The 23521-nt window shown below is 69.2% G+C and carries 21 protein-coding genes; 9 read left to right on the top strand and 12 right to left on the bottom strand.

The genetic code is table 11. The features are described 5' to 3' along the window. The first annotated feature begins 20 nt into the window (after positions 1–20). From ACMYLB_RS19155 to queG, 3 genes are read left to right on the top strand one after another with little or no spacing between them, the layout of a single operon-like run. On the top strand, positions 21–563 hold the full coding sequence (locus ACMYLB_RS19155) for a shikimate kinase (RefSeq protein WP_415908544.1): 543 nt from the start codon (positions 21–23) through the stop codon (positions 561–563). Next, a complete protein-coding gene (locus ACMYLB_RS19150; RefSeq protein ID WP_415908543.1) occupies positions 560–793 on the top strand; it encodes a hypothetical protein in 234 nt (77 codons plus the stop codon). Before ACMYLB_RS19155 ends, ACMYLB_RS19150 begins: the two co-directional genes overlap by 4 nt. Before the next feature lie 11 nt (positions 794–804). Continuing rightward, the gene (queG, locus tag ACMYLB_RS19145; RefSeq protein WP_415908542.1) at positions 805–1746 is read left to right on the top strand and encodes a tRNA epoxyqueuosine(34) reductase QueG; all 942 of its coding nucleotides are present in this window, start codon (positions 805–807) and stop codon (positions 1744–1746) included. Here the strand turns inward: queG and ACMYLB_RS19140 are convergent. From ACMYLB_RS19140 to ACMYLB_RS19130, 3 genes are read right to left on the bottom strand one after another with little or no spacing between them, the layout of a single operon-like run. After that, positions 1743–2159 (bottom strand): acyl-CoA thioesterase, encoded by a 417-nt coding sequence (locus ACMYLB_RS19140; protein ID WP_415908541.1) that lies wholly within the window; start codon positions 2157–2159, stop codon positions 1743–1745. The two genes, queG and ACMYLB_RS19140, sit on opposite strands and share 4 nt — an antisense overlap. After that, positions 2156–2611 (bottom strand): glycosyltransferase family 4 protein, encoded by a 456-nt coding sequence (locus ACMYLB_RS19135; protein WP_415911119.1) that lies wholly within the window; start codon positions 2609–2611, stop codon positions 2156–2158. The genes ACMYLB_RS19140 and ACMYLB_RS19135 overlap by 4 nt, the downstream gene beginning before the upstream one ends. Then, complete coding sequence (locus ACMYLB_RS19130) at positions 2536–3312, bottom strand: glycosyltransferase family 4 protein (RefSeq protein WP_415908540.1); 777 nt, start codon at positions 3310–3312, stop codon at positions 2536–2538. Before ACMYLB_RS19130 ends, ACMYLB_RS19135 begins: the two co-directional genes overlap by 76 nt. 240 nt (positions 3313–3552) lie before the next feature. On the opposite strand from ACMYLB_RS19130, the gene ACMYLB_RS19125 reads away from it, so the two are divergent. The 6 genes from ACMYLB_RS19125 to ACMYLB_RS19100 all read left to right on the top strand — a co-directional run bounded on the left by ACMYLB_RS19125 (position 3553) and on the right by ACMYLB_RS19100 (position 10191). After that, the gene (locus tag ACMYLB_RS19125; RefSeq protein ID WP_415908539.1) at positions 3553–4425 is read left to right on the top strand and encodes a phosphopantetheine-binding protein; all 873 of its coding nucleotides are present in this window, start codon (positions 3553–3555) and stop codon (positions 4423–4425) included. Positions 4426–4540: 115 nt separating this feature from the next. Next, positions 4541–5803: a beta-ketoacyl-[acyl-carrier-protein] synthase family protein gene (locus ACMYLB_RS19120; RefSeq protein WP_415908538.1), complete on the top strand. Its 1263-nt coding sequence runs from the start codon at positions 4541–4543 to the stop codon at positions 5801–5803. An 8-nt stretch (positions 5804–5811) separates the two neighbouring features. Continuing rightward, the gene (locus ACMYLB_RS19115; protein WP_415908537.1) at positions 5812–6630 is read left to right on the top strand and encodes an SDR family NAD(P)-dependent oxidoreductase; all 819 of its coding nucleotides are present in this window, start codon (positions 5812–5814) and stop codon (positions 6628–6630) included. A gap of 1 nt (position 6631) precedes the next feature. Further along, the gene (locus ACMYLB_RS19110; protein WP_415908536.1) at positions 6632–7849 is read left to right on the top strand and encodes a glycosyltransferase; all 1218 of its coding nucleotides are present in this window, start codon (positions 6632–6634) and stop codon (positions 7847–7849) included. Between the two features lie 300 nt (positions 7850–8149). Then, on the top strand, positions 8150–9148 hold the full coding sequence (locus ACMYLB_RS19105) for a glycosyltransferase (RefSeq protein ID WP_415908535.1): 999 nt from the start codon (positions 8150–8152) through the stop codon (positions 9146–9148). Continuing rightward, complete coding sequence (locus ACMYLB_RS19100; RefSeq protein ID WP_415908534.1) at positions 9145–10191, top strand: glycosyltransferase; 1047 nt, start codon at positions 9145–9147, stop codon at positions 10189–10191. The genes ACMYLB_RS19105 and ACMYLB_RS19100 overlap by 4 nt, the downstream gene beginning before the upstream one ends. Positions 10192–10204: 13 nt before the next feature. On the opposite strand, the gene ACMYLB_RS19095 is transcribed toward ACMYLB_RS19100, so the two are convergent. From ACMYLB_RS19095 to ACMYLB_RS19055, 9 genes are all read right to left on the bottom strand, one after another. After that, positions 10205–11401, bottom strand: coding sequence for an aminotransferase class I/II-fold pyridoxal phosphate-dependent enzyme (locus tag ACMYLB_RS19095; RefSeq protein ID WP_415908533.1), 1197 nt, complete (start codon positions 11399–11401; stop codon positions 10205–10207). Positions 11402–11460: 59 nt separating this feature from the next. Further along, complete coding sequence (locus ACMYLB_RS19090) at positions 11461–12057, bottom strand: glycosyltransferase (protein WP_415908532.1); 597 nt, start codon at positions 12055–12057, stop codon at positions 11461–11463. Further along, entirely contained in the window at positions 11988–12632 is a 645-nt protein-coding gene (locus tag ACMYLB_RS19085) for a hypothetical protein (protein WP_415908531.1), read from the bottom strand. Before ACMYLB_RS19085 ends, ACMYLB_RS19090 begins: the two co-directional genes overlap by 70 nt. A gap of 3 nt (positions 12633–12635) precedes the next feature. Next, positions 12636–13532 carry a hypothetical protein gene (locus ACMYLB_RS19080; protein WP_415908530.1) on the bottom strand — a complete coding sequence of 299 codons (897 nt, stop codon included), beginning with the start codon at positions 13530–13532 and terminating at the stop codon, positions 12636–12638. 657 nt (positions 13533–14189) lie between these two features. Further along, positions 14190–16205 carry a hypothetical protein gene (locus ACMYLB_RS19075; RefSeq protein ID WP_415908529.1) on the bottom strand — a complete coding sequence of 672 codons (2016 nt, stop codon included), beginning with the start codon at positions 16203–16205 and terminating at the stop codon, positions 14190–14192. Between the two features lie 64 nt (positions 16206–16269). Next, positions 16270–17769: a hypothetical protein gene (locus ACMYLB_RS19070; RefSeq protein WP_415908528.1), complete on the bottom strand. Its 1500-nt coding sequence runs from the start codon at positions 17767–17769 to the stop codon at positions 16270–16272. Between the two features lie 33 nt (positions 17770–17802). Continuing rightward, positions 17803–18939 carry a hypothetical protein gene (locus ACMYLB_RS19065; RefSeq protein WP_415908527.1) on the bottom strand — a complete coding sequence of 379 codons (1137 nt, stop codon included), beginning with the start codon at positions 18937–18939 and terminating at the stop codon, positions 17803–17805. A gap of 985 nt (positions 18940–19924) precedes the next feature. Continuing rightward, complete coding sequence (locus tag ACMYLB_RS19060; RefSeq protein ID WP_415908526.1) at positions 19925–21913, bottom strand: hypothetical protein; 1989 nt, start codon at positions 21911–21913, stop codon at positions 19925–19927. Continuing rightward, positions 21913–23514: a glycosyltransferase family 4 protein gene (locus ACMYLB_RS19055; RefSeq protein WP_415908525.1), complete on the bottom strand. Its 1602-nt coding sequence runs from the start codon at positions 23512–23514 to the stop codon at positions 21913–21915. The genes ACMYLB_RS19060 and ACMYLB_RS19055 overlap by 1 nt, the downstream gene beginning before the upstream one ends. Positions 23515–23521 lie beyond the last annotated feature (7 nt).

The raw sequence follows: 23521 nt of genomic DNA, 5'->3' as shown, positions 1-23521 counted from the left end.
GGCGGTGTTCGTTCGGCGCGATGGAAGCGCCCCGCGTCAACCTCTACCTCGTGGGTTTCGCCGGCACCGGCAAGAGCACGGTCGGCCGGCACGCGGCGCGCGCGCTCGGCTACACGCTGCTCGACGTCGACCACGAGATCGAGCGGACGCAGGGCCGGCCGATCCCGCAGATCTTCGCCGAGCAGGGCGAGCCGGCGTTCCGCGCGCTGGAGCGCGCGTTCATCGCGCAGGGCCACCCGGCCGAGGGCTGCGTCGTCTCCTGCGGCGGCGGGCTCGTGGTGCCGGAGGGCATGCTCCCGCTGCTGAAGGCGCGCGGGGTGGTGATCTGCCTGCACGCCTCGCTCGCGACCATCCTCGAGCGGACGGGCCGGGCGAACAACCGGCCGCTGCTCGCGGGCGAGAACCGCGAGGAGAAGCTGCGCGCGCTCTACGCCGCGCGCGAGGCGATCTACCGGCGCACGGGCACGATGGTGCTCACCGATTCGCGGCCGCTGCGCGAGATCGTCGCGCACGTGCTGCGCGTCTACCGCCAGGAAGCGCGCGAGTGGCGTCCGCCGGCATGAACGCCGCCGCGCAGTCCGCGCCGCTCGCGGGCGGGCGCCGCGAGGAGCTGCGCCGGCGGCTGCAAGAGCTCGGCTTCGACGTGGTGCGCTTCGCGACGGCCGCGCCCGGCGGCGGCGCGGCGTTGCGCGCGTGGCTGGCGGAGGGACGGCACGCCGACATGGCGTGGCTGGAGCGCACCGTGGACAAGCGCGGCGACGCCGCGCGCGTGGTCGAGGGGCGCGCAGCGTGATCGTGCTGGGCGTGAACTACTGGCCGGGCCCCGCCGTCGAGGCGGCGCTCGCGGCGGGCGGCCGGCCCGCGTGGGCGCGCTACGCGCTGCACGAGGATTACCACGACACGATGAAGCCCGGCCTCGCCGCGGCCGGGCGCGTGCTGGAGGAGCTGGGCGGCGCGGCGCCGGCCGACTACCGTTACTACACCGACACCGGGCCGGTGATGGAGCGCGGCTTCGCCGCGCGGGCGGGCGTGGGCTTCCGCGGCAAGAACGGCATGCTCATCTCGCGCGATTTTGGGAACTGGCTCTTCCTCGCCGCGATCGCCACGCGCGTGGCGATCGAGCCCGACGCGCCGCTGCGGCCGGAGCGGGCGCGCGCCGGTGGCGACGAGCCGGCGGGGCTGCTGTGCGGCAAGTGCACGCGCTGCCTGACGGCGTGCCCGACGGCGGCGCTCCCCGCGCCGGGCGTGGTGGACGCGCGGCGCTGCATTTCCTATCAGGCGATCGAGAACAAGGGCGTGATCCCGCGCGAGCTACGCGCCGGCATCGGCGCGCACGTCTACGGCTGCGACGTGTGCCTCGAGGTGTGCCCGTGGAACCGGTTCGCGCAGGCGGGGCGCCAGGTGCTGCTCGTCGCGCGCGGGGAGCTGGCCGGGCTGACGCTGCCCGACTTGCTGGCGATGACGCCGGAGCGATTCGCGGCGGTGTTCCGGCGCACGGCGGTGAAGCGGCTCAAGCTGTCCGGCCTGCTGCGCAACGCCTGCATCGTGGCCGGCAACTCGGGCGATGCGGCGCTCGTGCCGGCGCTCGTGGCCCTGGCCGCGCACGAGCGGCCGCTGGTGCGGGCGCACGCGGTGTGGGCGGTGCGGAAGCTCGCCGGCGCGCGCGCGGAGGAGTTGCTCGCGGCGGCGCGCGCGGCGGAGACGGATGCCGCGGTGCTCGCGGAATACGCGGCGGCGGAGCTCTAGCCGGCGGGCTTGCCGGCGAAGAGCTCGCGCATACGCGCGGCGAAGACGGCGGGCGGGCGGACCGGCTCGCCCTGGCGGTTGATGAAGCTGTGGACGGTGAATCCGGTGACGAGCAGCTCGTCGCCGCGCTTCACCTCGTAGTCGAGGCGGATGCGGAGCAGCGGGCGCTCGGCCAGCGTGGTGACGACGGTGATCTCGTCGTCGTAGAGCGCGGGGCGGAGGTATTTCGCGCCCACCTCGATCACCGGAAGCAGGTAGCCCTGCGCCTCGAGGTCGCGGTAGACGATGCCCTGTTCCTTGAGCAGCTGGGTGCGGCCGACCTCGAACCAGGCGAGGTAGTTGCCGTGATAGACGACGCCCATCATGTCGGTTTCGGCATAGCGGACGTGAACTTGGGAACGGGAGACGATCATGGGGAGTCAGCGGGCGCGGCGGGTGGTCCGAACAGGGTGAGGGCGGCGGCGTCCCAAGTGTGGCTGAGGGCGCGCGCTTGGCCGGCGGCGCCGAGGCGGCGGCAGAGCGCGGGATCGCCGATGAGCTTGGCGAACGCCGCGGTGAGGGCGGCGGAGTCGTCGGGCGGGACGAGGAGGCCGGTCTCGCCGTCGATCACCGCCTCGGGCACGCCGCCGATGGCGTGGGCGACGACGGGGAGGGCGTGCGCGCCGGCCTCGAGGTAGACGAGGCCGAAGCCCTCGACGCTGAGTTTGTGCGGCATGCTCGTCATCGCGAAGATGTCCGCGCGCTCGTAGATCGGCCCGAGCTGCTCGTCGGGGACGTCGCCGAGGAATTTCACCGGGAAGCCCGCGTCGGCGGCGGCGGCGCGGAGGGCGGGTTCGTAGTTCTCTTTCCCGTGGCCGCCGACGATCCAGTATTCGAGCCGGGCGCGGAGCGGGAGGGCAGGGCCTTGAGGGCCTGGAGGACCCGCAGCTGGCCCTTGCGCGGGTGGATGCGCGCGACGGTGAGGATGACGATGCGTTCGCCGGGCGCGCGGGGGCCGGGGAGCCGGGCACGGGCGAAGTCGGCGCGCAGCGCGCCGGGGGTGAGCACGACCTTGGGCGCGGTGCTGGGAAACAGGTCGACGAGGAGGCGCTCGGCGTAACGGCTGACGACGCTGATGCGATCGGCGCGCTGGAAGAGCCGGCGGGCGCTGGCGCGCATGAGCGGCCGCAGGGCGAGCTTGAGGATCTCCGAACCGTGCAGGGTGATGAAGAGCTTGCCCGGCGGGAGGATGTCGAAGAACTGCAGGAACAGCATCGACAGCAGCGGCCCCGGCTCCGGCACGTAGACGAGCGTGTCCTCCCAATGCTCGCGATGGGCGAGGAGGTAGCGCGCCATGCGCCATTGGTTGAGCAGGCTGTGCGAGCCGTCGATGTTCAACCGGTTGACTTGGAACGGCCAAGCGGGCTCCGCGACGCGCGCCGACAGGCGCGGCGCCCAGACCTCGACGCCGTAGCCCAGGCGGCTGGCTGCCGCCGCCATTTCGGCGGTATAGACCGCGATGCCGCCGCGGTGGGGGAAAAACTCGTGTGTGACCGTCACGAGGCGCGGCTGGGCGGAGTCGGGCATGAGAAGGATTCCCTTTAGGCTGACGGGACGCCGCGCTGCCAGCGAAATATTAATGGAGGCTTTACGTGCCTTGGCTGTCATGAGGGGTGGTCCTTTGGCCCCGGCGCCGAAGGTTTTTAGGGTTTACAGTCTTAGCCACCTTCACCTAATTCTCCCCAAATGGCACAGGCAGTTAACAATCCTACGGGATTCCAGCTCAAACCGTTTACTCCCGAGGATGATGCAAATCTTCGCGAGGCCTTGAAGCGTTGCTCCGCGGCGACTTACGAGGCGGCGGCCCAGTTCCGCAAGACCGGCAATACCGAGCACCTGCCCGCCATCGTCCTCGGCATCATCGAGCGCTTCGTCGAACCCGACCTGCGCGCCAAGCTCAAGGACGCCGACGACGACCTGCGCATCATCGAGGACCTGGGCATCGATTCGCTGACGATGATGGAAATCGTCATCCTCGTGGAAGATGTGCTCCAGATGTCGATCAACAACGAGGAGCTTCGCCACCTCCGCACCGTCGGCGACGTCAAGACCTTCATCGAGTGCAAGGTCCGCGGCCTGCCGCTTCCGAAGCCGACGAAGTTTCTCCCGATCGAGCAGATCGCCTCGGTCATGCCGATCCAGCCGCCGTTCCTGTTCCTGAGCGAGGCCTCGGTCAGCGCGCACGGCGCCAACGCCAAATACAAGATCAGCGGCCAGGAGTTTTTCCTCCAGGGGCACTTCAAGGACAACCCCGTGCTGCCCGCCTCCATCATGCTCGAGGCGCTGGGCCAGCTGGGCGTGCTGTTCCTCCTCGAGGCCCAGATCGGCGAGGCCGGCAAGACGGTCGACCCGAAGATGATCTTCTTCACCTCCTGCGAAGGCGTGCGCTGCCACCGCGTCTGCCGTCCGGGCGACGTCCTCACCCTCTCCATCAAGCCGAAGCGCCTGAAGCTCCCGCTGGCCACGTTCGAGGGCCAGATCCGCGTGGGCCAGGAGAAGGCCGCCATCGCCGAGGAAATCACGCTCACCTTCGCCTTCGCCGAGGAAACCGCCCAGCCCGCCGCGGTCGCGGCTCCGGTCGAGGCGGTCGGCAAGCCGATCGACGCCAACGGCGGCGAAGCCACCGCGGTCAACGCCTGAGTGCGTTCGGCCCGCCGGTTCCTGCTGCACGGGCCTGTTGACCGGCCCCGCGAAACGTCTTTGAGTGCTCGGATTCTGTTGCGCGCCTCCGCGCCGCGGCATCCCTGACCTCCTCATGCGCAAAGTCTTCATCACCGGCGTCGGTTTCATCACGAGCATCGGCAACGATCTCGCCACCGTCACGGAGAGCCTGCGCGAGTTGCGCCACGGCATGGTGCTCTACCCGCCGTTCCAGAAGCCGGACATCCCGGTGAAGGTCGCGGCGCCGATCAAGGACTTCCAGACCGACTCGACCGACGCGGAGGACTGGGTCTTCCCCGCGCGCTACAGCATCCGCCGCGAACTCCTCCGCGGCATGGCCCCGCATGGCGTCTACGCCTACTGCGCGATGCTGCAGGCGCTGGAGGACGCCAAGCTCACCGAGGCCGATTACTCGAACAACGACACCGGACTCTACGCCGCGTCCGGCGGCTCGCCATTCCTGCTGGGCTATTACTTGGAGCGGCTGCGGAAGTTCGGCGTCATGCGCTGCCAGCCGCTCGGCATCGTCGCGTCGATCTCCGGCACGGTGAACTTCAACCTCGTCTCGCATTTCAAGATCAAGGGCGCGTCCACCGGGTTCTCGTCCGCCTGCGCCTCGTCGGCGCACGCGCTCGGCTTCGCCTTCGACGAGATCGCGCTCGGCCGGCAGAAGCGCATGTTCATCGTCGGCGCCGAGGACGGCAACGTCGAGAGCATCCTGCCCTTCGCCGGCATGCGCGCGCTCTCCGTGCAGACCGACCCGGCCCAGGCCTCGCGCCCCTTCGACGCGGCGCGCGACGGCTTCGTCGGCACCGGCGGCGCGACCGTGGTCGTGCTCGAGAGCGAGGAGGAGGTCGAACGCCGCGGCGCGAAGGTCTATTGCGAAGTCGCCGGCTGGGGCCAGGCGTCCGACGGCCACAACGTCGCCATCTCCCACCCCGAGGGCACGGGCCTGCGCGTCGCGATCGAGAACGCCTTCCGGTCCGCGGACATCACGCCCGACCAGGTCGACTACGTGAACGCCCACGCCACCTCGACCCCGATCGGCGACCTCTCCGAGGCGCGCGCGCTCAAGGCGATCTTCGGCAGCAACTCGCCGACACGCCCCGCCATCAGCAGCACGAAGGCGCTGACCGGCCACGGCCTGTCGCTCGCCGGCGCGATGGAGGCGGCGTTCTGCGCCGTGGCGATCCGCGAGGGCTTCATGCCCGGCTCCGCCCACATCACGAACCTCGACCCCGCGTGCGAGGGGCTGAACATCATCCGGTCGACGCTCCCGAACCGCCCGAACGTCGTGCTCAGCAACAGCAGCGGCTTCGGCGGCGCCAACGTCGCGCTGGTGCTCAAGCGCGTCTGAGCCGTCGCATGAGCGCCGCCCCGCTTTCGTCGCGCTACCGCACGGCCTTCGTCACCGGCGCCAGCACCGGCCTCGGCCGCGCGTTCGCCGAGATGCTGCTGCGCGAGGGCGTCGAGGTCTGGGGCACCGCGCGCGATACCGCGCGCCTCGCGCCGCGCGCGCGCTTCCACGCCGTCGCCCTCGAGCTCGGCGACGGCGCGGCCGCGGAGCGGGTCTTCCTCGCCGCGGAGCGGGAAGCCGGCGGCTTCGATCTCGTGGTCAACAACGCGGGCTTCGGCGCCTTCGGCGGTTTCGCCGCGACCGATTTCTCGCTCTGGCAGCGCCAGATGGAGATCATGCTCCTCCATACCGCGCGCCTCTCGCACGCCGCGCTCCGCGGCCTGCTGGCGCGGCGGCGCGGCGCGCTCGTGAACATCTCGTCGCTCGCGGCCGAGTTTCCCCTGCCTTACCAGGCGGCCTACAACGTCGTGAAGTCCGGCCTCAGCGCGCTGAACGAGAGCCTGATGTTCGAGACCGAGGGCACGGGCGTGATCGTGATCGATTTCCGGCCCGGCGACTACCGCACCGACTTCGAGGGCGCCGTGACGCGGCCGGAGCGGCTGCCCGACGCCGCGCAGGAGCGCGTCTGGGCGGCGTTTCACCGCCTGATGGAGCACGGCCCGGCGCCCGCGCACGCGGCCGAGGCGCTCCGGCGCGCCCTCGCGCGCGGCCGCAGCGGCACGGTGCGCACGGGGCGCTTTTTCCAGGCGGTGGTGGGCCCGTTCCTCGCCCGTTTCGGCTCGCTCGGGCTGCGCCGCCGCCTCATCGCAAAGTATTTCGATCTCTGACATGGCGCGCGTCCGCATCCTCATCCTCACCTCCTCGACCGGCGCCGGGCACGACGCCCGGGCCCAGGCCTTCGCCGAGTGGTGCTTCGAACTCTACCGCCACGACGTCGACGTGCGCATCGAGCAGATGCTCGAGAAGTCCTCGACGTTCTTCCGCTGGGGCGTCGAGTTCTACAACTGGATCCAGAAAAAATCCCCGTGGATCCACAAGGCGTTCTTCCTCTTCGTCGAGCTCCTCAGCCTCGTCAACCGCCGCTCGGTCTCGTGGGGCCGGCGCTACTACGAGAAGGTCCTGCTCGACTACCGCCCGCACCTGATCTTCAGCGTCCACGACTGCCTCAACCGCGGCTACTTCCAGCTCGCGCGCAAGCTCCTCGGCGCGGACCACGTCCGCTGCGCCACCTACTGCGGCGAGTTCTCCGGCGGCTTCGGCTACAGCGTCAACTGGGTCGAGCCCACCGCCGACCTCTACATCTCGCGCACGCCCACGGCGCGCGACTACGCCGTCAAGCTCGGCATGCCCGTCGCGCGCACCCGCGTGCGCGGCCACCTGATGCGCCCGCGCGCCCACCTCGAGGTGCTGAAGACCGCCAGCGCCAAGCGCGACTACCTCGTCGACACGCTCGAGCTCCGGCCCGACCGCTTCACCGTCTTCCTCGCCACCGGCGGCAACGGCGCCAACAACCACCTTAGCCTGCTGCCCAAGCTGCTCCCCCATGGCGACCGCGTGCAGGCGATCGTCATCTGCGGCCGGAACCGCGAGGCCTACAACGAGGTCGTCCACTGGCGCAACGAGCACCCGGAACTCGAGGTCTTCGTCGACGGCTTCTCCGAGGAGGTCCACCTCCTGCTCCAGGTCAGCGATGCCATCGTCACGCGCGGCGGCACCACCACCTGCGCCAAGGCGCTGCACTTCGAGTGCCCGATCATCTTCAACGCCATCGGCGGCATCATGCCGCAGGAGGAACTCACGGTGAAATTCTTCCGCAACGGCCAGGGCGCGGAGCTGATCCGCAACGCCGACGATTTCGCCGACATCATCGCCGAGTGGCTGGAGAAACCGGCGACCTACCGCGGCCTGCGCGAGCGTTTCCTCGCCCTGCGCTACGACGAGGATCCCACGACCGTGGTCGAGGAACTCGTCGCGCTGGGCGCCCAGGCCGCCGGCGCGAAGCTCGTGCCGCGGCCCTTCCCGCCGCCGCGCCCGGCCGGCGCCTGAGCGGCGGCCGCCGCGCCGCGGCTCTCGCGGGGCGGGCGTCGTTTTTTGTGTCCCTCCGCGCCGCTTCGTGGCTACTTCATCGGCGACCGTGCCGTCCCGTCCGCTCAAAGTCGCGTTTCTCTTCACGACGTTCCCGAAGACCTCGGAGACGTTCCTCCAGCGCGACGTCGCGGCGCTGATCGACCACGGAGTCGACGTGCGGCTCTACTCGCTCTTCGGCGGCGGCGGCGAGTTCCGCGGCCGTCCGGTGCGCTGCTTCAACCTCTGGCGGCTGGTGCCGCTGTTCCTGTTCACGATCCCGTGGAACTGCCTGCGCCGGCCGCGCATCGTGCGCGACCTCTGCGAGGGCGTGCTCATGCGCGCGCCGCCGGCGTGGCTGAATTTCTGGGAGAACATGCTCGGGGCCGGCTTTGCCGGCTGCTTCTACCGCGAATTCCGCCGCGATCCGCCCGATCTGGTGCACGGCGCCTGGGCCGGCGCGCCCGCGACTGCCGGCTGGCTGCTCTGGCGCATCCTCGGCCTCCCGTTCAGCTGCGGCGCGCACGCCTACGACCTCTACGAGCACGGCGGCGACTGGTGGCTCCTGGAAAAACTCCGTCTCGCGCGCTTCGTCCAGACCTCGACGGAGTCGGCCGCCAGTTTCTCCTCGAGCGCGGCCTCGCTCCGGAGAAGATCGTCACGATCCGCCGCGGGCTGGCCGAATTCCCGGCCCTCAAGCCCCTGCGCGCGCCGCGCCGGCCGCTGCGCCTGCTCTGCGTCGCGCGGCTGGTGGAGAAGAAGGGACTCGAGCACCAGCTCCGCATCTACGCGGCGCTGCGCGCGGCCGGTTTCGCCTTCGAGGCGCGCATCGTCGGCGACGGGCCGCTCCGCGCCGAGCTCAAGGCCCGCGCGGCCGCGCTCGGCGTCGCCGGCGATGTGACTTTCCGCGGCCAGCTGCCTCACGCGCAGGTCTGGACCGAGCTCGCCTGGGCCGACGTGCTGCTGCACACCGGCATCGTCGCGCCGAGCGGCGATCGCGACGGGTTGCCGAACGTCATCCCCGAGGCGATGGCCGCCGGCGTGATCGTGGTCAGCTCGCCGGTCTCCGCCACCACCGAGGCCGTGCAGCAGGAGCGCACGGGCCTGGTGGCCGACGTCGACCTCCCGCTGGCGTGGCGGATTGCACTCGAGCGGCTCGCGTCCGACGACGCGCTGGCCGAGACGCTGCGCCGCAACGCCCGCGCGTGGGTCGAGCAGAACTACGACGCTCGGAAGAACACCGCGCGCCTGATCGACTGCTTCGCCGCCGCCCGCCGATGATCTACTTCGACGTCACGAAAATGCACGGTGCCCGGCAGAAGTCGGGGCTGACGCGTGTCAGCTCGCGACTCCTCGCCGAGCTCGGCGTCGCGGTCGTCCCCGTGGCCTGGCACCGCGGGCGCTTCGAGACCGTCGAGGCGCGGCCGCGTCCGGCCGCCTTCGCGGCGGCCGACTGGCTGCTCACGGTCGAGCTGTTTTCCGGGGCGGAGCGGCCGGGGCTGCGCGAGTTCATCGCCCAGCCGCCCTGCCATCTGGCCGCGGTTTTTCCGGATGCGATCCCGCTGACGCATCCGCACATCACCTGGCCGCACAGCGTGCAGCGCCACCCGGACTACATGAAGCTGCTGGCGGGCTTCGACCGCGTGTGGGGCATCTCCGAGGCGGTGCGGCGCGACCTCGTCGGCTTCTGGCGCTGGCAGGGCGCGCCGGTGCGCGCGCAGACCGGCGTGCTCGAGCTCGGTTCCGATTTCGACGGTTCGGCGCGGGCGACGAACGCGCCGCCGGTGCCGGCGCGCGGGTCGCTGCTCTGCGTGGGCATCATCGAGCCGCGCAAGAACCAGATGTTCCTCCTCGACGCGGCGGAGGAGCTTTGGCGCGCCGGGGTGGACTTCGACCTGCACATCGTGGGCCGCGTGAACCCGCATTTCGGCGCGCCGATCGTGCAGCGCATCCAGGCTCTTGCGAAGACTGAGCGGCGGTTGCGGCTGCATGTGGCGGCGAACGACGCGACGCTGCGCAGCCTCTACGCCAATGCGAGCGCCGTGGCGTTTCCCACCATCGCCGAGGGATGCGGCCTGCCGGTGATCGAGGCCCTGTGGCGGGGCGTGCCGTGCGTGTGCAGCGACCTGCCGGTGCTGCGGGAGAACGCCGACCACGGCGGTTGCGTCGTCGCGCGCGTGAACGATCTCGCCGACTGGACCGGCAAGCTGCGCGCCGTGCTCGGCGACGCGGCCCTGCAGCGCCGCCTGCGCACCGAGGCCGTGGCACGGCCGTTGCCAACGTGGCGGCAGACGGCGCAGGCGTTGCTCGCCGGCCTGCGCTGAGCGTCGGCGGGGCTCAGAGCTGCTTCACCGCGTAGGCCATGGCGGCGTGGATCTTCTCGAGATCCTCGTCGCTGTGCAGCGCGGAGACGGCGGTGCGGATGAGATCCTTGCCCGGCGGCACGGCCGGCGCGATCGACATGACGGTGAACACGCCCTTTTCCAGCAGCGCCTGCCAGAAGCGGTAGACGAGTTCCTTCGAGCCGAGGACGATCGGCACCGCCGGCGTCTCGCTGTCCCACGTGTCGAGGCCGAGGCCCTTGAGCATCTCGCGATAGCGCCGCGTGTTCTTCCAGAGGCGTTCGAGGTGCTGGGGCTCGCTCTGCATGATGTCGAGCGAGGCGGAGGCGGTCGCGGCCATGGCGGGGCTGATGGCCGCGCTGAAGAGGGTCTGTTTCGAATTGGTGCGGAGATACTCGATGAGATCCCGCCCACCGGCGACATAGCCGCCGGTGCTGGCGAGTGACTTCGACATCGAGCCGCAGATGATGTCGACCTTGTCGTTCAGTTTGAAGTGATCGACCGTGCCCCGGCCCTGCCGGCCGAGCACGCCGAAGCCATGTGCATCGTCGAGGACCGTGAAGCAGCCCGCTTCCTCGCCCAGTTGAGCGATCTCCGGCAGGCGGCAGATGTGGCCCTCCATCGAGTAAACGCCTTCGACGACCAGCATCTTCGGGGTGTTGAAGGGGATGCTCTTCAACACCTGGCGAAGGTCCTCCGGGTTATTGTGGCTGAAGCGCTCGACGGCGGCCATGGAGAGGCGCACGCCGTCCCAGAGGCAGGAGTGGATGTTCTTGTCGGCGATGATGGTGTCGCCTTTTTGCGCGAACGTGGCGACGGCGGAGCAGCACGAGACGTAGCCGGCGACGCTGATGTGGCACGCCTCGCGACCGAGAAACGTCGCCAGCTTTTCCTCAAGCGCGATATGGTAGGCGCGCGAGCCGTTCGAGATGCGCGCACCGGTCGTGCTCGTGCCCCACTTTTTCGCGGCGCTGCCGGCGGCCTCGACCACTTTCGGATGGAACGACAGGCCGAGGTAGTCGTTGCTCGAAAGCATGATCATGGCGCGGCCCTGCAGCGTGATGTGCGTGCCCTGCTGTGCCTCCATGGCGTGGTAGTAGGGCTTGTATTTCAGGCGCATCTTCGTCGCGTAGTCGTCCTTCGCGCGCTCGATGATCGCTTTCTTGGTCTTGGTGAAGAGGGACAGGGCCATGATATCCGGTGCCGACTAGGCGGGGAATGGCTGGTGTTGGCAACCGCAAAGCCGGTCCGTCACTGGTGCCGCGGCAGCGCGTCCATCCAGCCGGTCAGGTCGCTGGCGTAGTCGCTCCATGTGCGTAATTTGCGCGTGCGCGCCTGGGCCGACAATTCGGCCCGCAGTGCCGGCTCCGTGAGCAGGCGACGCATCGCCGCCGCCAGGGTGGAGGCATCAACAGAATCGAGCGCAAGCGTTCCGCCGCCGCGCGCCGCCTCGCCCAGGGCGCCCTGGGCCGAGCAGATGCAGGGGCGCCCGTGCTGCAGGCTCTCGAGCACCGGCAGGCCGAAGCCCTCGGTCAGCGAGGGATAGACCGTGAACGTGCAGCGCGCGTAGGCGTCGTGCAGCTGCTCGTCCGGGACCGCGCCGTGGGCGATCAACGCCCGACCGGCGCGCTGCAGCTCCGCGATGCGGGCCAGCGCGGGCGCCGCCGTGTCGGTGCGTGGCAGGCCGACGAGCTCGAGCTCGAAGGCCAGGCCCTCGCGCCAGAGCGCCTCCGCGGCGGCGAGCAGGGCGAGGTGATTCTTGCGGCCCTCGATCGTGCTCACGCACAGCACGCGCGGCGCCGCGCGGGCGGCCGGTGTGTGCGCGCTCGCGGCGCGGGCGGGAGCCACGCCGAGGGGATGGCTTGCACCGGCGGCGTGTGCGCGAGGCCCGCCCACTGCCAGAAGTCGCGCAGGCTCGCGGCGGAGTCCTCGGAGACGGCCGCGACGCCGTCGAACTGCGCGAGTTCGCGCAGGTAGGCCGGCAGGCGGGCCACGGTGGCGGGCGGGGTCAGCTCGGGAAACTTGAGGCCGATCGCATCGTGAAAGACCGCGACGCGCGGCCCGCGCACGCGCGCGAGCAAGGCGGGGAGCTGGGCGGCGACCTTGGCCGAGAACAGCTCCGGCACCAGCAGTCCGGTCGCGGCCGGCAGGGCGGCGCGGCGCCCGGCGAGGCGGCGGACGTGCCCGGCGATCTGCTGCGCGAGCGTCCATTTCGCGCCGCGCGACCCGGCGGCGCCGTGGCGGTCGCGCAGCGTGGCGAGTTCACCGGCGTTCAGGGCCCGCCACGCGCCTTGGTGCGGATCGAAGCAGACCGGCGCCACGCGGTCCCGCTTTTCCAGCTCCGCGAACAGCGAGCGCACGACGCGTTGGATGCCCGTCTGCGCGCGGGTGTGGCTGGTGTGACTGGCCTCGAAGAGTAGCATGGGTCAGGGCGAGGGCTTGAGCCGCCAAAGCGTCGCGAGGCCGTGTTGCGCGACGAACTCCCAATTGCCGGGCGTGCGCTCGCGGAACCGCTGCTCGTCCTCGAAAGTGAAAAGCGTGGCGTAGAGCGGTCGTCCTGCCCGAAGGGCGCCGTCGCGCACGCGCGGCCAGGCGTCATCGAGAGTATCCCAGCGCACGATGCAGAGGTTGGTGGAAAAGAAGAGGGTGCCACTGCCCTCAAGCGAAAGCACCACTGCGTTGGCCGGCACGCTCTCGGCAATGAATTGGTGCATTTCGGTGAAGCGCGCGCCGGTCTGGCCAATGCCCCTCAGACCGAGGCTGTGCCAGCGCAGATTGGCGTTCACTGCGATCGAGATTGCCGCGGCGCCCCAGAGTGCGCGTCGGACTAGTGGGGAGCGCAGGTGGGCGACGAGTGCTTCGGCTCCGAGGCCGGCCAGCACGAGCAGCGAGGGAAGCGATGGCAGCAGGAAGCGCAGATACCACCATTCACGGTGCGTGAAGTAGTAAAACGAATAGAAGGTTGCCGAGGCTGCGACCCAGGCAGCATGACTCCACAGCAGCCGCCGCGGCACGCTGCGATGCCATGGTGCGGCCAAGGCTACCAGAAACAACGGGGTTAGCACAACCGGCAGCCAGCGGGCGTAATGCGCCGTCGACACACCGACCCATTTCAGGCCGAAAAATTCGCTTACGTCACCGTAGCCGGTGGCGAAGAGGTTACCATAGGCGGCGCGATTCAGCAGTGCCATGAACACGGCAGCGGGCACCCCGCCGGCGGCAACCCAGAGCCAGCGCCGATCCGGTCTGCCGAGGGCAAGCGCGATCGGCAGTGCGAGCATGGCGTTGGTCGGCCGGATCAGCACCGCCAGGCCGAGTGCCATGCCGCAACCGAGAGCCGAGGCGCCGCCGGCACGGGTGGCGAGGAGCAGGGCGAGTGCGCACCAAACCAGCGCAGGCAGATCCGACATCGCTTGCAGACAGTAGGCGAGGTAAAGGGGAGAGCGCGAGCGCCGCGGCCACGAGACAGCCGACGGGCCGGGAGACGCCGGCCATGCGCGCGAGCGCGAAAGTCAGGCCAACCCCGGCGAGGGCGTGCAGGAGCATCAATCCCTGCGGTCCCCAGTGCCATCCTCCGATGGAGGCGGATGCCGCCAGCAGCAGCGGCAGTCCGGGGGGGTAGGTGGGGGTGATATGACCGGCGATCACGTCGGGCACGAAGCCCAGCGGGGCGTAAGTGAAGTAGGGCACTTCTGCCATCGGCACGCCCTCAATCACACGCGGCGCAGCGTGAATCCGTCGCTCGAGCAGCATGCGCGCGAGATTGAAGTAGCCGGATGAATCGGCGCCAGCTGGCGCGATGTTGGCCTCGGTAAAGACGAAGGTCGCGTAGCCGAGCAGGGCGAACACGACCGCCACGGCGAGCCCACGCGTGCGCATCGCGGGTGAAAGGGGCTGGACGAAGCGGTCGGGCAGACGGGACATGCAGCGCCTCGCAGTGTCCGGGCGCCGCGGCGCGGCTCAAACAAAAATCATCGGACTCAGTCGAGGGCGCGGAACCGCACAGCCGAGATGGCCCAGGCAAGTGCGCGCGGATCGTCCGAGGAACCGTCGGCGCGAGGAGTCTCGGCCGCGGGAAAATCGAGACGGAGCGTGACGACCGTCCGCGCGTTCCAGAGGGCGGCCGGGACGCGCGCGCGCACGGTGGCCTTAGTGCTCAGGTCAAAACGGGCAACCTCGCCGCCGTTTACGAACAGGCGCATGGGTTGACTCTTGCGAGCGGCAGGCAGGAAGGGCTGGGCGTCGATTTCGATTCCGACGTCGCGGATAGCGGGGTGAGCCGAGCGGAACTGGAACGCGGAGCGCGTCAGGTTGCTCCAGGTAAAATTTTCGTCGGGCGTGGTGAAGCCGAAGAGGACGTATTGTTCGAAGTTCCCAGATCGACGGCACTCGATGGTCGCGTCATCCGGGTTGATGGTTCCGGGCTCGTGGAAGACGCGAAGCCCTCGGCCGAGCAACACTCCCGGACCAGCAAGCGGGTTGTGCGAGAAGCGCCAAACGGAATAATTTTCCAGCGTGTCGAGGTCGTCGGCATTGATCGAGCGATAGCGGCCGAACATGAATTGCCAGCTTTCGTCGACGCGGTAACTGTGGCCGCTGCGTTTCAGTGCAAGTGCCGTGCGCGCGACATCGCCCCAGTCGTCATGGTTGAAAACTAAGAACTTGGGGGCTTCGGGCCGCGGGTCGGTTCGGAGGGCCGCCGCGGTGGCGGTCACCCATGCGGTGTCGGCGTTGTTCACGCTTGGCGGCAAGGTGCGCAGCGACCACGTGGCCAAAGCACCGGCGACCACCAGGACACCGCCGCCAAGCCACGCACCGCGCTCTGGCAGGAGCGGCGTGAGGAGACCGGCGGCGATCAGCGCCACGGCATAGAGCAGGGCGTAATAGAAGTGGCTGTTGAACGCGAACATCGGACCATTCTGGATCCAGCCCCAGAGCACCGCGGTGACGAAGCCAGCACCGGTGACCAGAATCAGCGCACGAACAAAGCGCTCTGCGTCGGTGCCCCGCGGCAGATGGCGGAAACCGCGCGTGCGTCCGGCGATGAACGCCAGCACAATCGCCCACCCGGCATACGCCGCCAGGCCTTGGCGCAGGAAGGCGAAGTTGATCCCGCCTCTTTCGGGGATGAACAGCTCCTGGCTGCGCTCATAGCCGAAGAAGCTCAGGAGGTAGACGAGTGAGTCGATAAAGCTGCGGTGCGGTTTTTTCGCGAGGAAGAAGCGAAGGATCTCGGCGAAGTTGCTGTCGCGACCGAGCGTGAGATCGACCAGGAACGGAATCATGAACACCGCGATGCAGGCGGCTGCGATCCAGTGCGGCCCCGGCTGTGCCTTCCAAGGAGGAATCGTGATCCCGCCGGCGCGTTGCGTTTGCCAGAACAGCCCGTAGGCGGTGAGAAATAGGACGCCGACCATCAACGGCTGTGCGACGTGACCGTGCACGAGGAAGCAGCCGCTAAGCACCAGCAGCGGCAGGTGCCGCATGGCCCCCGCCGCAACGGAAGCGGCCGCGACGAGCAAGCAGAGGAACGGCATCAGCAGCACATGGGGCGGCCAGATGCTCACGAACGCCTCGCGCGCTAGGCCGAAATGCAGTCCGGCGGCCGCCAGTGCCAGCGGAATGAACCAGCGCGAACGGATCCAGTCCGCCGCGATCCCCAGCGCGAGTGCGAAGAAAAACGCCTGCAACATCGTTCCGGCGATCGCGTGGGCGTTGTGCGGTGAGGGCACGACCTGGAGCCAGTCGTGCAGCACATACTCGCCGACCGCGTAGACATAGAAGAATGCCGGCCCGGGGTGGTTGAAGTGAAAGCGCGAGTAGTTGCCGTAAAATTCGTTGAGATGCTTGGCCCGTTCGATTTGCAGGGCGTTCAGTGCAAAGTCCCCGTCTTCGTGCCACGGCGTCACGAAGAGGAAGGAATGGTAGCCGGCGACGAGCAGCGCGAGGGTGCCGATGAAGATGAGGCGCGTGGGGTCGGCAAGGAGACGTTTCACGACAGTCGAGTAGGCGAGTAGACGTTTCCGGATGGGGCGATGCGAGACGAAAAACTCGGCGCGCTCAGCGCCGGGACAGCTCATAGAGCACGAGGTCATGCCAGGGCGAGTCGTAGCGCGCGACCTCGCGTGCGGCGAAGCGCCGGAAGATCGACGCCACGTAGGGGTTCTCGCGCTGCCACGGCTCGGGAAGGAGGAACACCCGTCGCCCCTGCTCGAGCGCTTCGGCAACAAGGTCGGCCGCGCGCGGATCCACTGGCACGAAGGGCGTCAGTTGCGTGTAGAGCGCTAGGCTGCTGGCGTGCTCAAGCGTGCCGACCAAGGCGCCGGGCGGCAAGTCGGCCTCGACCCTGAGCACCATGTCGTAGTTCACGCGGCCGATGTCGCGCTTCCAGAGGTCGTCCTGGCTGAGGCCGAACCGCAGGTAGAAGAACGGTGGCAAGGCGAGCACGACGAGCGTTGCGACGCGCCACACCGTCGCCCGGCCGACGCGGGCCGCCAGCCATTCGCGGCTGAGTTCGCAGCCCTCCGCGGCGAGCAGAAACACCATCGGCAGGCCCGGCAGGATGAAGCGCAGCCACCACCATTTGTCCGCGCCGCCCGATTCCCAAAACGAATAAAACACGATCAGAGTCAGCGGCCAGAGCGCGAGAAACGCGCGCTCGCGCGATGGACGGAGCAGGGCGACGGCGGCGAACAGGATCACAACCGGGGTGAGCAGCTTCCACGTCGTCGCGAGAAAGAAGCCAGCGAATTCTGGGAAGACTTTGGGCGACATGCTGCCCCAGACGTTGCCGTAGCCAGTTCGCCAGGGTGCGCCGAACAGCGCGGTGTTGTAGGCCGCGTAGAGCAAGCCCGCGACGGCCAGATGCACGAACAGACGGAGAGTTGCACGCTCGGCCCGCAGCGTCAGGGAAAACGGCAGGAGGAACAAGGCGTCGGTGGGCCGCACGGCGACGCTCAGGACGAAAAGCCACCCCGCGAGCGCGGGCCGCCCCCGCCGGAACGCCCACAGCCCGCCGAGCAGCGTGGTCGCGGCGACGAGATCGCTCATCACCATCGTGCTGCCGTAGACGGTCAGCGGCATGACAGCCCACGCCGCGGTCATCAGCAGCGCGACGGCCTCGGACACCCGCGTGCGCAGCAACCCGAGCAGGAGCACGCCTGACAGCATGCCGCAGAACGGGGTCACCCAGAGCGGCGCGCCAAGCCAGTGCCCGATGCCGAGCAACAGCGGGAAGCCCGGGGGATAGTCGGGCCGCGCGTGTTCGGTGCCTGGGACAAGCGTGAAGCCCCACGGCACCAGCGCGGTGGCGTGCGGCGAGGCGTAAGGCAGTGGCAGGAAGCCGCGACCTTCGCTGAAGAGCTTCCCGAGCTGGAAATAACCGAAGGAGTCGACGCCCCAGATGTAGCGCTGGCGAAACGAGCCGTAGACGAGAAACAGGGCGAAGAAGGCGACAAAAAGCAGGCGGCTGCGCTGGCCGGACAACCACGCGCGCCAGCCGCTTGCGGCTGCGTCCGGACAGTGGGGCGAAGATGAATCCATCGCCATTTTTGTGCGCATTGGTGCCTGGGAAGTAAACCGCTTTCCCTTGCGTCACTGGATCGCGACGCGGCGGAGCTCGAACGTCGGCGGGGTTGGGCTCGCGGCCGCCGGCACGAAGCGAAAAGCGATCGTCTGGGCCCGGCCCCCGACCAGTCGCACGCGTAGGGTCCAGCGGCCGGGCTCGCTCACGGCGGACTGGCCCCCGACCCGCAGGTCGTTTGCCACCTCCCAGATGCCGGCGCTTCCGTCCCGGACAATTTCCACCTGCAGCTCGGCAGCGGCGTGGGGGAGCACGGTGAGGGAAAATACTGGCGCCGCCCGCTGCGGCACGCCGACGGAGGGCTGGAGGCCGGACGATGCGAGCAGCCGGTTGACGCGATCGAGCAGCGCGAAATCGCGACCGGCGAGCAAGCGGGGCGAGTTGGCATCGAGAGTGTCCGCCCACGCGCGTCCCACGAGACTCGCGCCGGGCGCCGCGTCCGCGGGCACGGAAACGATCGAGGCGCGCAGGTAACCGCCGGTGCCGGCGCCGCGCTCCACGAAGAGCGTCGCCGGGACGCGCCCCAGGAAATACGGCGCCCACATGGCGTGGAAAAACGGCTGGGAGAACGTGCGCGGATCGATGGCGACGCACGTAGCACCGCGGGCACGCACGGTCGCATCGAGCTGGAGCCAGTCCGCAGCAAGCGCCTTGCGTTCGCTCCACTTGAGAAGATCCAGTTCGATGATCGCCTGTGCGAATACGAAGAAAGCCGCCACGCCTGCAGCCGCGATCTGCCGCCAGCCCCGCGTTTCCGCGACGGCCAGGGCAATGCCGCCGGCGGGGAGCACCGCCGAGAGGGAGACGGCGGCAAATTGCATCGTCTTTTGCCAGCCGTAAGAAAAATCCGTGGTAGCAGTGTAGAGTGCGAGCGCCGCCGCGCCGCTCAGGGTGAGCAGAAGGCCGGTCCGGTCGCGCGCGCGGAAAATCGTCCAGATGCCGGTCGCGACCAACACCGCTGTGACCAGGCCACCCCCGAGCGCACCGAGTTCGGTGCCGGTCTTCGGCGAGAGCGTCATGATGGCCGGCAGGAATTGCGCCGGCGCGATGGTGCTGAAAAGATTTGCCCAGTGGTCGCCCGCTCGCGCGCTGAGAAACGACACGCCGAAGCCCTGGAGGGCCCGCCAGGTCGTGACAGGCCAGACCACCGCCCCGGCCAGCAAGGCTCCTGCGAGGGAGTGAGCGCGCGGCCGGTGAGCCCGCCGCGAACCAGCAGCAGGACGAGCGGCAGTGCCACGAACGGCGCCAACTCAGGGTAACTGCACAGCAGGCCGTGCACGCCCAGCGCCGCAAGCAGGCGTTCGCTCCAAGCGGTTGGATCGCCGGTGCGGCCGAGGCTGCGCGCGACCGCTGCGACGGCGATGGCTCCGCAGAGCACTCCGAGCAGATTGGGCAGGTTGCCGTTGTGATGTGTGAAAGCAAACAACGGTTCCAGGGCTCCCAGCGCGAACAAGGCAGGGGCACGGAGGCGCTCGGTGATGAACATCCGCACGAAGAGGAACACGGCGGCGACCCACGGGAAGAGGAGCGCTGCCGACGCGAAAAGATAAAGGTAGAGCGGAGGCGCGCCGGTGAGGCTCGACAGGAGCGCGAGGTAGCCTTCACCCGCCATCCTGCCCCACGAAGGCAGCCAGCCCGACATGGCTTGCGCGGTGTTCAACGCCGGGTGCGCACGGTCGATCCGGCGTTCCTCCAGATAGGACGATTGTTGGAGGTTTTGCGCGCCCGTGATCCAAAAAAAGCCGTCGTGGTTGGCCGTGCCATCATAGTAGAGGACGTCGGGATGCGTCAGCCGAGGCCAGAGCAGCAGGAGAAGAAATAGCCCGGTTCCGGCGACCAGTGCCAGACCGCGTCCGCTGAAAAGCGTCCGAATGTCACGCAGCCCGGCGCGGAGGACCGTGGGCCGGGACGCGAGCAGGGTCGGGGCGAGGCACAGCCACGCCGTCCATCCGCGGAGCGGGACAAAAGCGTTCACGACCGCCAGGATAAGGAGCAACACACCGAGGCCGCCGAGCACCGCCCATGCGAGGCGCTCGGCCGGCCGGGAGGCGGGTAGGCGGCGGGCCAGCTCGGCGCCGAGCAGCCACAGACCAATCGGTGTGGCAGCGAGGAGGAGGGCGCCGCCCAGCAAGGTCATGGCACGGGGAAGAAGCCAATGGCATCCACTGCCAGACTGGGCCCGTCCCAGGATCGTGGCAGGGCGGGCTCGTCGGGATTGCGGGCACCCGGCAGGTGTAAGCGCAGGACGTGCGTCGTGCGCGCGTTCCACGCCTTGCGGTCCAGACGCACGCGCAGGGTTTGCCGGGCCGTGACCACGATGCGTTGGACCAACTGTCCGTCGAAATGAATGGCGAGCGGCGGCATCGGCATGCGCCCCGGCAACCTAGGCACGACTGGCAGCACCAGTTCGATGTCGTGGGTCGAGGACGGGGCGCGGAACTGGATGATGGCGTCGGGCTGGCTCAGCCACGCCCGCGGGCTGCGCGCCGGGTCATGTATGAGCCCCGCAACCACGTAGGCCGCGGCGCGATCGTGGATGAACGGCAAATCGACGGGAGGCGCCAGAGACTGCGGTCCGATCAGCAGCGCGCCGCCCGCGTCCAGCGGAATTTCATTGGGACTCGTGCCGCTGGGCACGACGCGCCAGACGGTGAGCGGCGGCTCGTCGGCCGCGAGCCACGCGGCCGGCACGATGCGACCCGGGTGCATGAAAGTCCACGCTTCCTCGACAAAATAGGGCTGACCACCTCGATGCAGGGCGAGCGCGACCGCCGCGGCGTTGGGCCACTGGTCGTGCGTGAAAACGAGTAGTCGGGGTCGCGCCGGGTCTGCGGGCCGCGCGAGCGCGGCCTCGACCGCCGCGAGGCGCTGGCGGCCGGCCTCGTCGGCGTTGAGCGGGCCGCGGTGGAAGGCGGCGCCTCCGGCTAGCGCGGCGACGGCGAAAATGACGGGCGCCAGCCTGCGTGCCGCCGTGGGCGTGGGCCGGGCGCCCAGCCATGCGAGCAGCGGCAGCAAGCCGAGCAGCGAGACCGCGTGGAAAAAATACATGTTGAACTCAAACATGCGCCCGGTCTGGACCAGGCCCCACACGAAGCTGAGCCCGAGAGTCGCGATCCAAAACAGCGCGGCCGTGCGCCAAAACCGTCGATGCGCCGCTTCGTGGGCCGCCAGTCGTCGCCACGCCAGCGTGCTGGCCGCCAGCAACGCCGCCCAAGCGGCGAAGGCCGGCCAGTGTTCCCGGAACATTCCGAGGCTCGCCACGGACAGCTCCTTAAGCACCGCATCTTGGTCGCGCACGTAGCCGAAGAAGCTGAGGAGATAGAGGAGAGACTTCAGTGGCTTTTTTAGCTGCTCGGAGTTGTCGCGCAAGTGGCGGAAGATCTCGGCGAAGTTGCTCTCCGGTCCGCGGCATGCGTCGAGCACGAGCGGCACGAGAAACAGTGCTAGGATTGCCGCCGCCACTGCATGCGGACGAGGCGCCCGCCAAGGGGCGCCGTCGCGGCGCCAGGTGGCGACGTAGGCGAGGCCGGAGAGCGTGCCGACATAAAGCGGCTGGGCTACGTGGCCGTGGACGAGAAAGCATCCACACAGCAGCACCCACGGCAGGTCCTCGCGCCGGCCGCAGGCGAGCGACACGCATGCGACCCAGAAGGCGAAGAACGGCATCAGGAGCACATGCGGAGGCCAAATGCTCCAGAAGGCGTTCCCGGCTAGCGCGAGGTGCAACGCCGCCGCCAGAAGCAGCGTCGGAACGAAGAGGCGGGTCGTGATCCAGCGGGCGGCGAGTGTCACCCCGAGCGCGAAGAACGCGGCCTGCAGCGCGAGACCGGCCACGGCGTGGGCGTTCGCCGGTGTCAGGCGGGTCGGGAGCCAGTCGCACAGGACCTTCTCGGCCGCGGCGTAAACGTAGAAGAACGCGGGGCCCGGGTGATGGAAGCGGAAGCGCGAGTAGTTGCCGTGCAGTTCCGCAAAGTGCTTGGCGCGGTCGATCTGGATGGCGTTCAGGGCCGCGTCGCCCGTCTCGTGGGTCGGACTGGAACAGTAGAATCCCCAGCGCGCAAAAAAAAGCGTGAGCGTCACGCCGGCCCACAGCAGCAGGAACTGTTTGCCGGGGCGGTTCATCACCAGCCGGCGATCGCCTCGAGGCGACGGCGGTAGCGCGCGCCGATGGCGGCGGGGGAGAACTGCGCTTCGATCGTCCGTTGCCCGGCCGTGCCGAGGCGGGCGGCCAGGGCGCGGTCGGCGAAGAGGCGCTGCATCCACTCGGCGGCGTGCGCGACGTCGGGCTCGGCCCAGATTTGACCCTTGGCGTAGGGACCGTGGTTGCGATCGAGCGAGACGAGCGCCGCCCGGACCGGGCAGCCGTTGGTGGCGTCGACGAACTCCGCTGTGCCCGACCAGTCGGTCGAGATGACGGGCTTGCCCAGATACATCGCCTCGGCGACGGCGAAGCCGAAGCCCTCGGAGCGGTGTAGTGAGACGAAGCAGTCGCACGCGCTCTCGAGCTCGTAGATCTCGACGCGGCTCAGGGTGGCGTTGATCAGCACGGTGCCGGGCAGCTCGGCGGCGGCGCGCTGGAGGCGGGCGAAGTCGTCCGGGTTGCCGGCGGCATTGTGGACCTTGATTACGAGCGCGGCGCCGCGGCCGGCGAGGCCGGAGCGGCGGAAGGCCTCGATCACGGCGCCCGGATTCTTGCGCGCGGAATAGGAATTCAGGTCGTAGAGGAAGAGAAACAAAAACTGTTCGCGCGGGAGGTTGAACTTCGCCCGAAAGTCGCCTTGCGGACGGGCGAACGAAATCGCGTGCGGCATGGCGAGGACGGGCACCGGAACCTTGGCGGCGATCGCCTCCGCGGCGAAGCGAGAGGGCGCCCAGATCTCGTCGCAGTAGTCGGCGTATTGGATCCACGCGTCCGGAAACTCCGGCAGCTCCCAGGCCCAGTAGCCGATCGTGTAGCGATCGCGGCGGAGATCGGCGCCGTGGTGGTGCTCGAGATCGCGCATGCCCGGCGCGTCGACGTGCACGATCGTTACGCGATGCGGCAGGTCGCTCTGCAGTCGGGCCGCAAAGGTGTCGTCGCCGCGGGGGTTCTTGCAGGGGAGGCGCAGGTCGACAAGTGCGACGGGAAGCTGGGCGACATCGGCAGCGCGCGCCATGCAACGCGCGGATTCGCCGATGCCGAGGTCGGCGCGGAGGTAGCCGAGGAGGTTGAAGCCGAGTCGCAGGAAGCGTCGCGCGAAGACGGGGTTCCACGGTGCGGCGCGGTTGGCGAAATCGAAGAGCACCTCGCCGTCCGCCTCGACGCGCCGGATGCGCAACCGGCGGTTGCGGGACTGGTGGCGCCACGGTTGCAGCGGCGCGAGGCCGCTCACTCGGCCCAGCCAGGCGAGGAAGTTCGAGAAGCCCACGCCGACCAACAGGAATTCGAGCCGGTGCGGAGCGTTGGCGTCGCCAGTCGGGACGGAAAAGCGGAATGAGAATGGACCCTCTGCGAGCGACGCTGTTGCGCTCACGTCGGCGCCGTCGCAGCGGATGACGAGTCCCAGCGAGCCGCGGGACGTCGAGTCCGCTGGATCGGCCGGCCGGAGTTCGCCTTGGACGAGGATCTCCCGCACACCGACTAGGGGGGGCAGGGCCAGCACACCGGTTTCACGGATCCAGAACGAATCTGGGTCGACGTCGTCAGGAAAGAGGCCGGTGAACTTCGGGCGGTGGCGCGGCATGCAACGG

Origin of the sequence: Oleiharenicola sp. Vm1 (assembly GCF_047777955.1) — a bacterium.
Lineage (GTDB): Bacteria > Verrucomicrobiota > Verrucomicrobiia > Opitutales > Opitutaceae > Didemnitutus.
The sequence above is the reverse complement of the archived record's forward strand: the minus strand, read 5'-3'. Positions and strand labels throughout refer to the sequence as shown.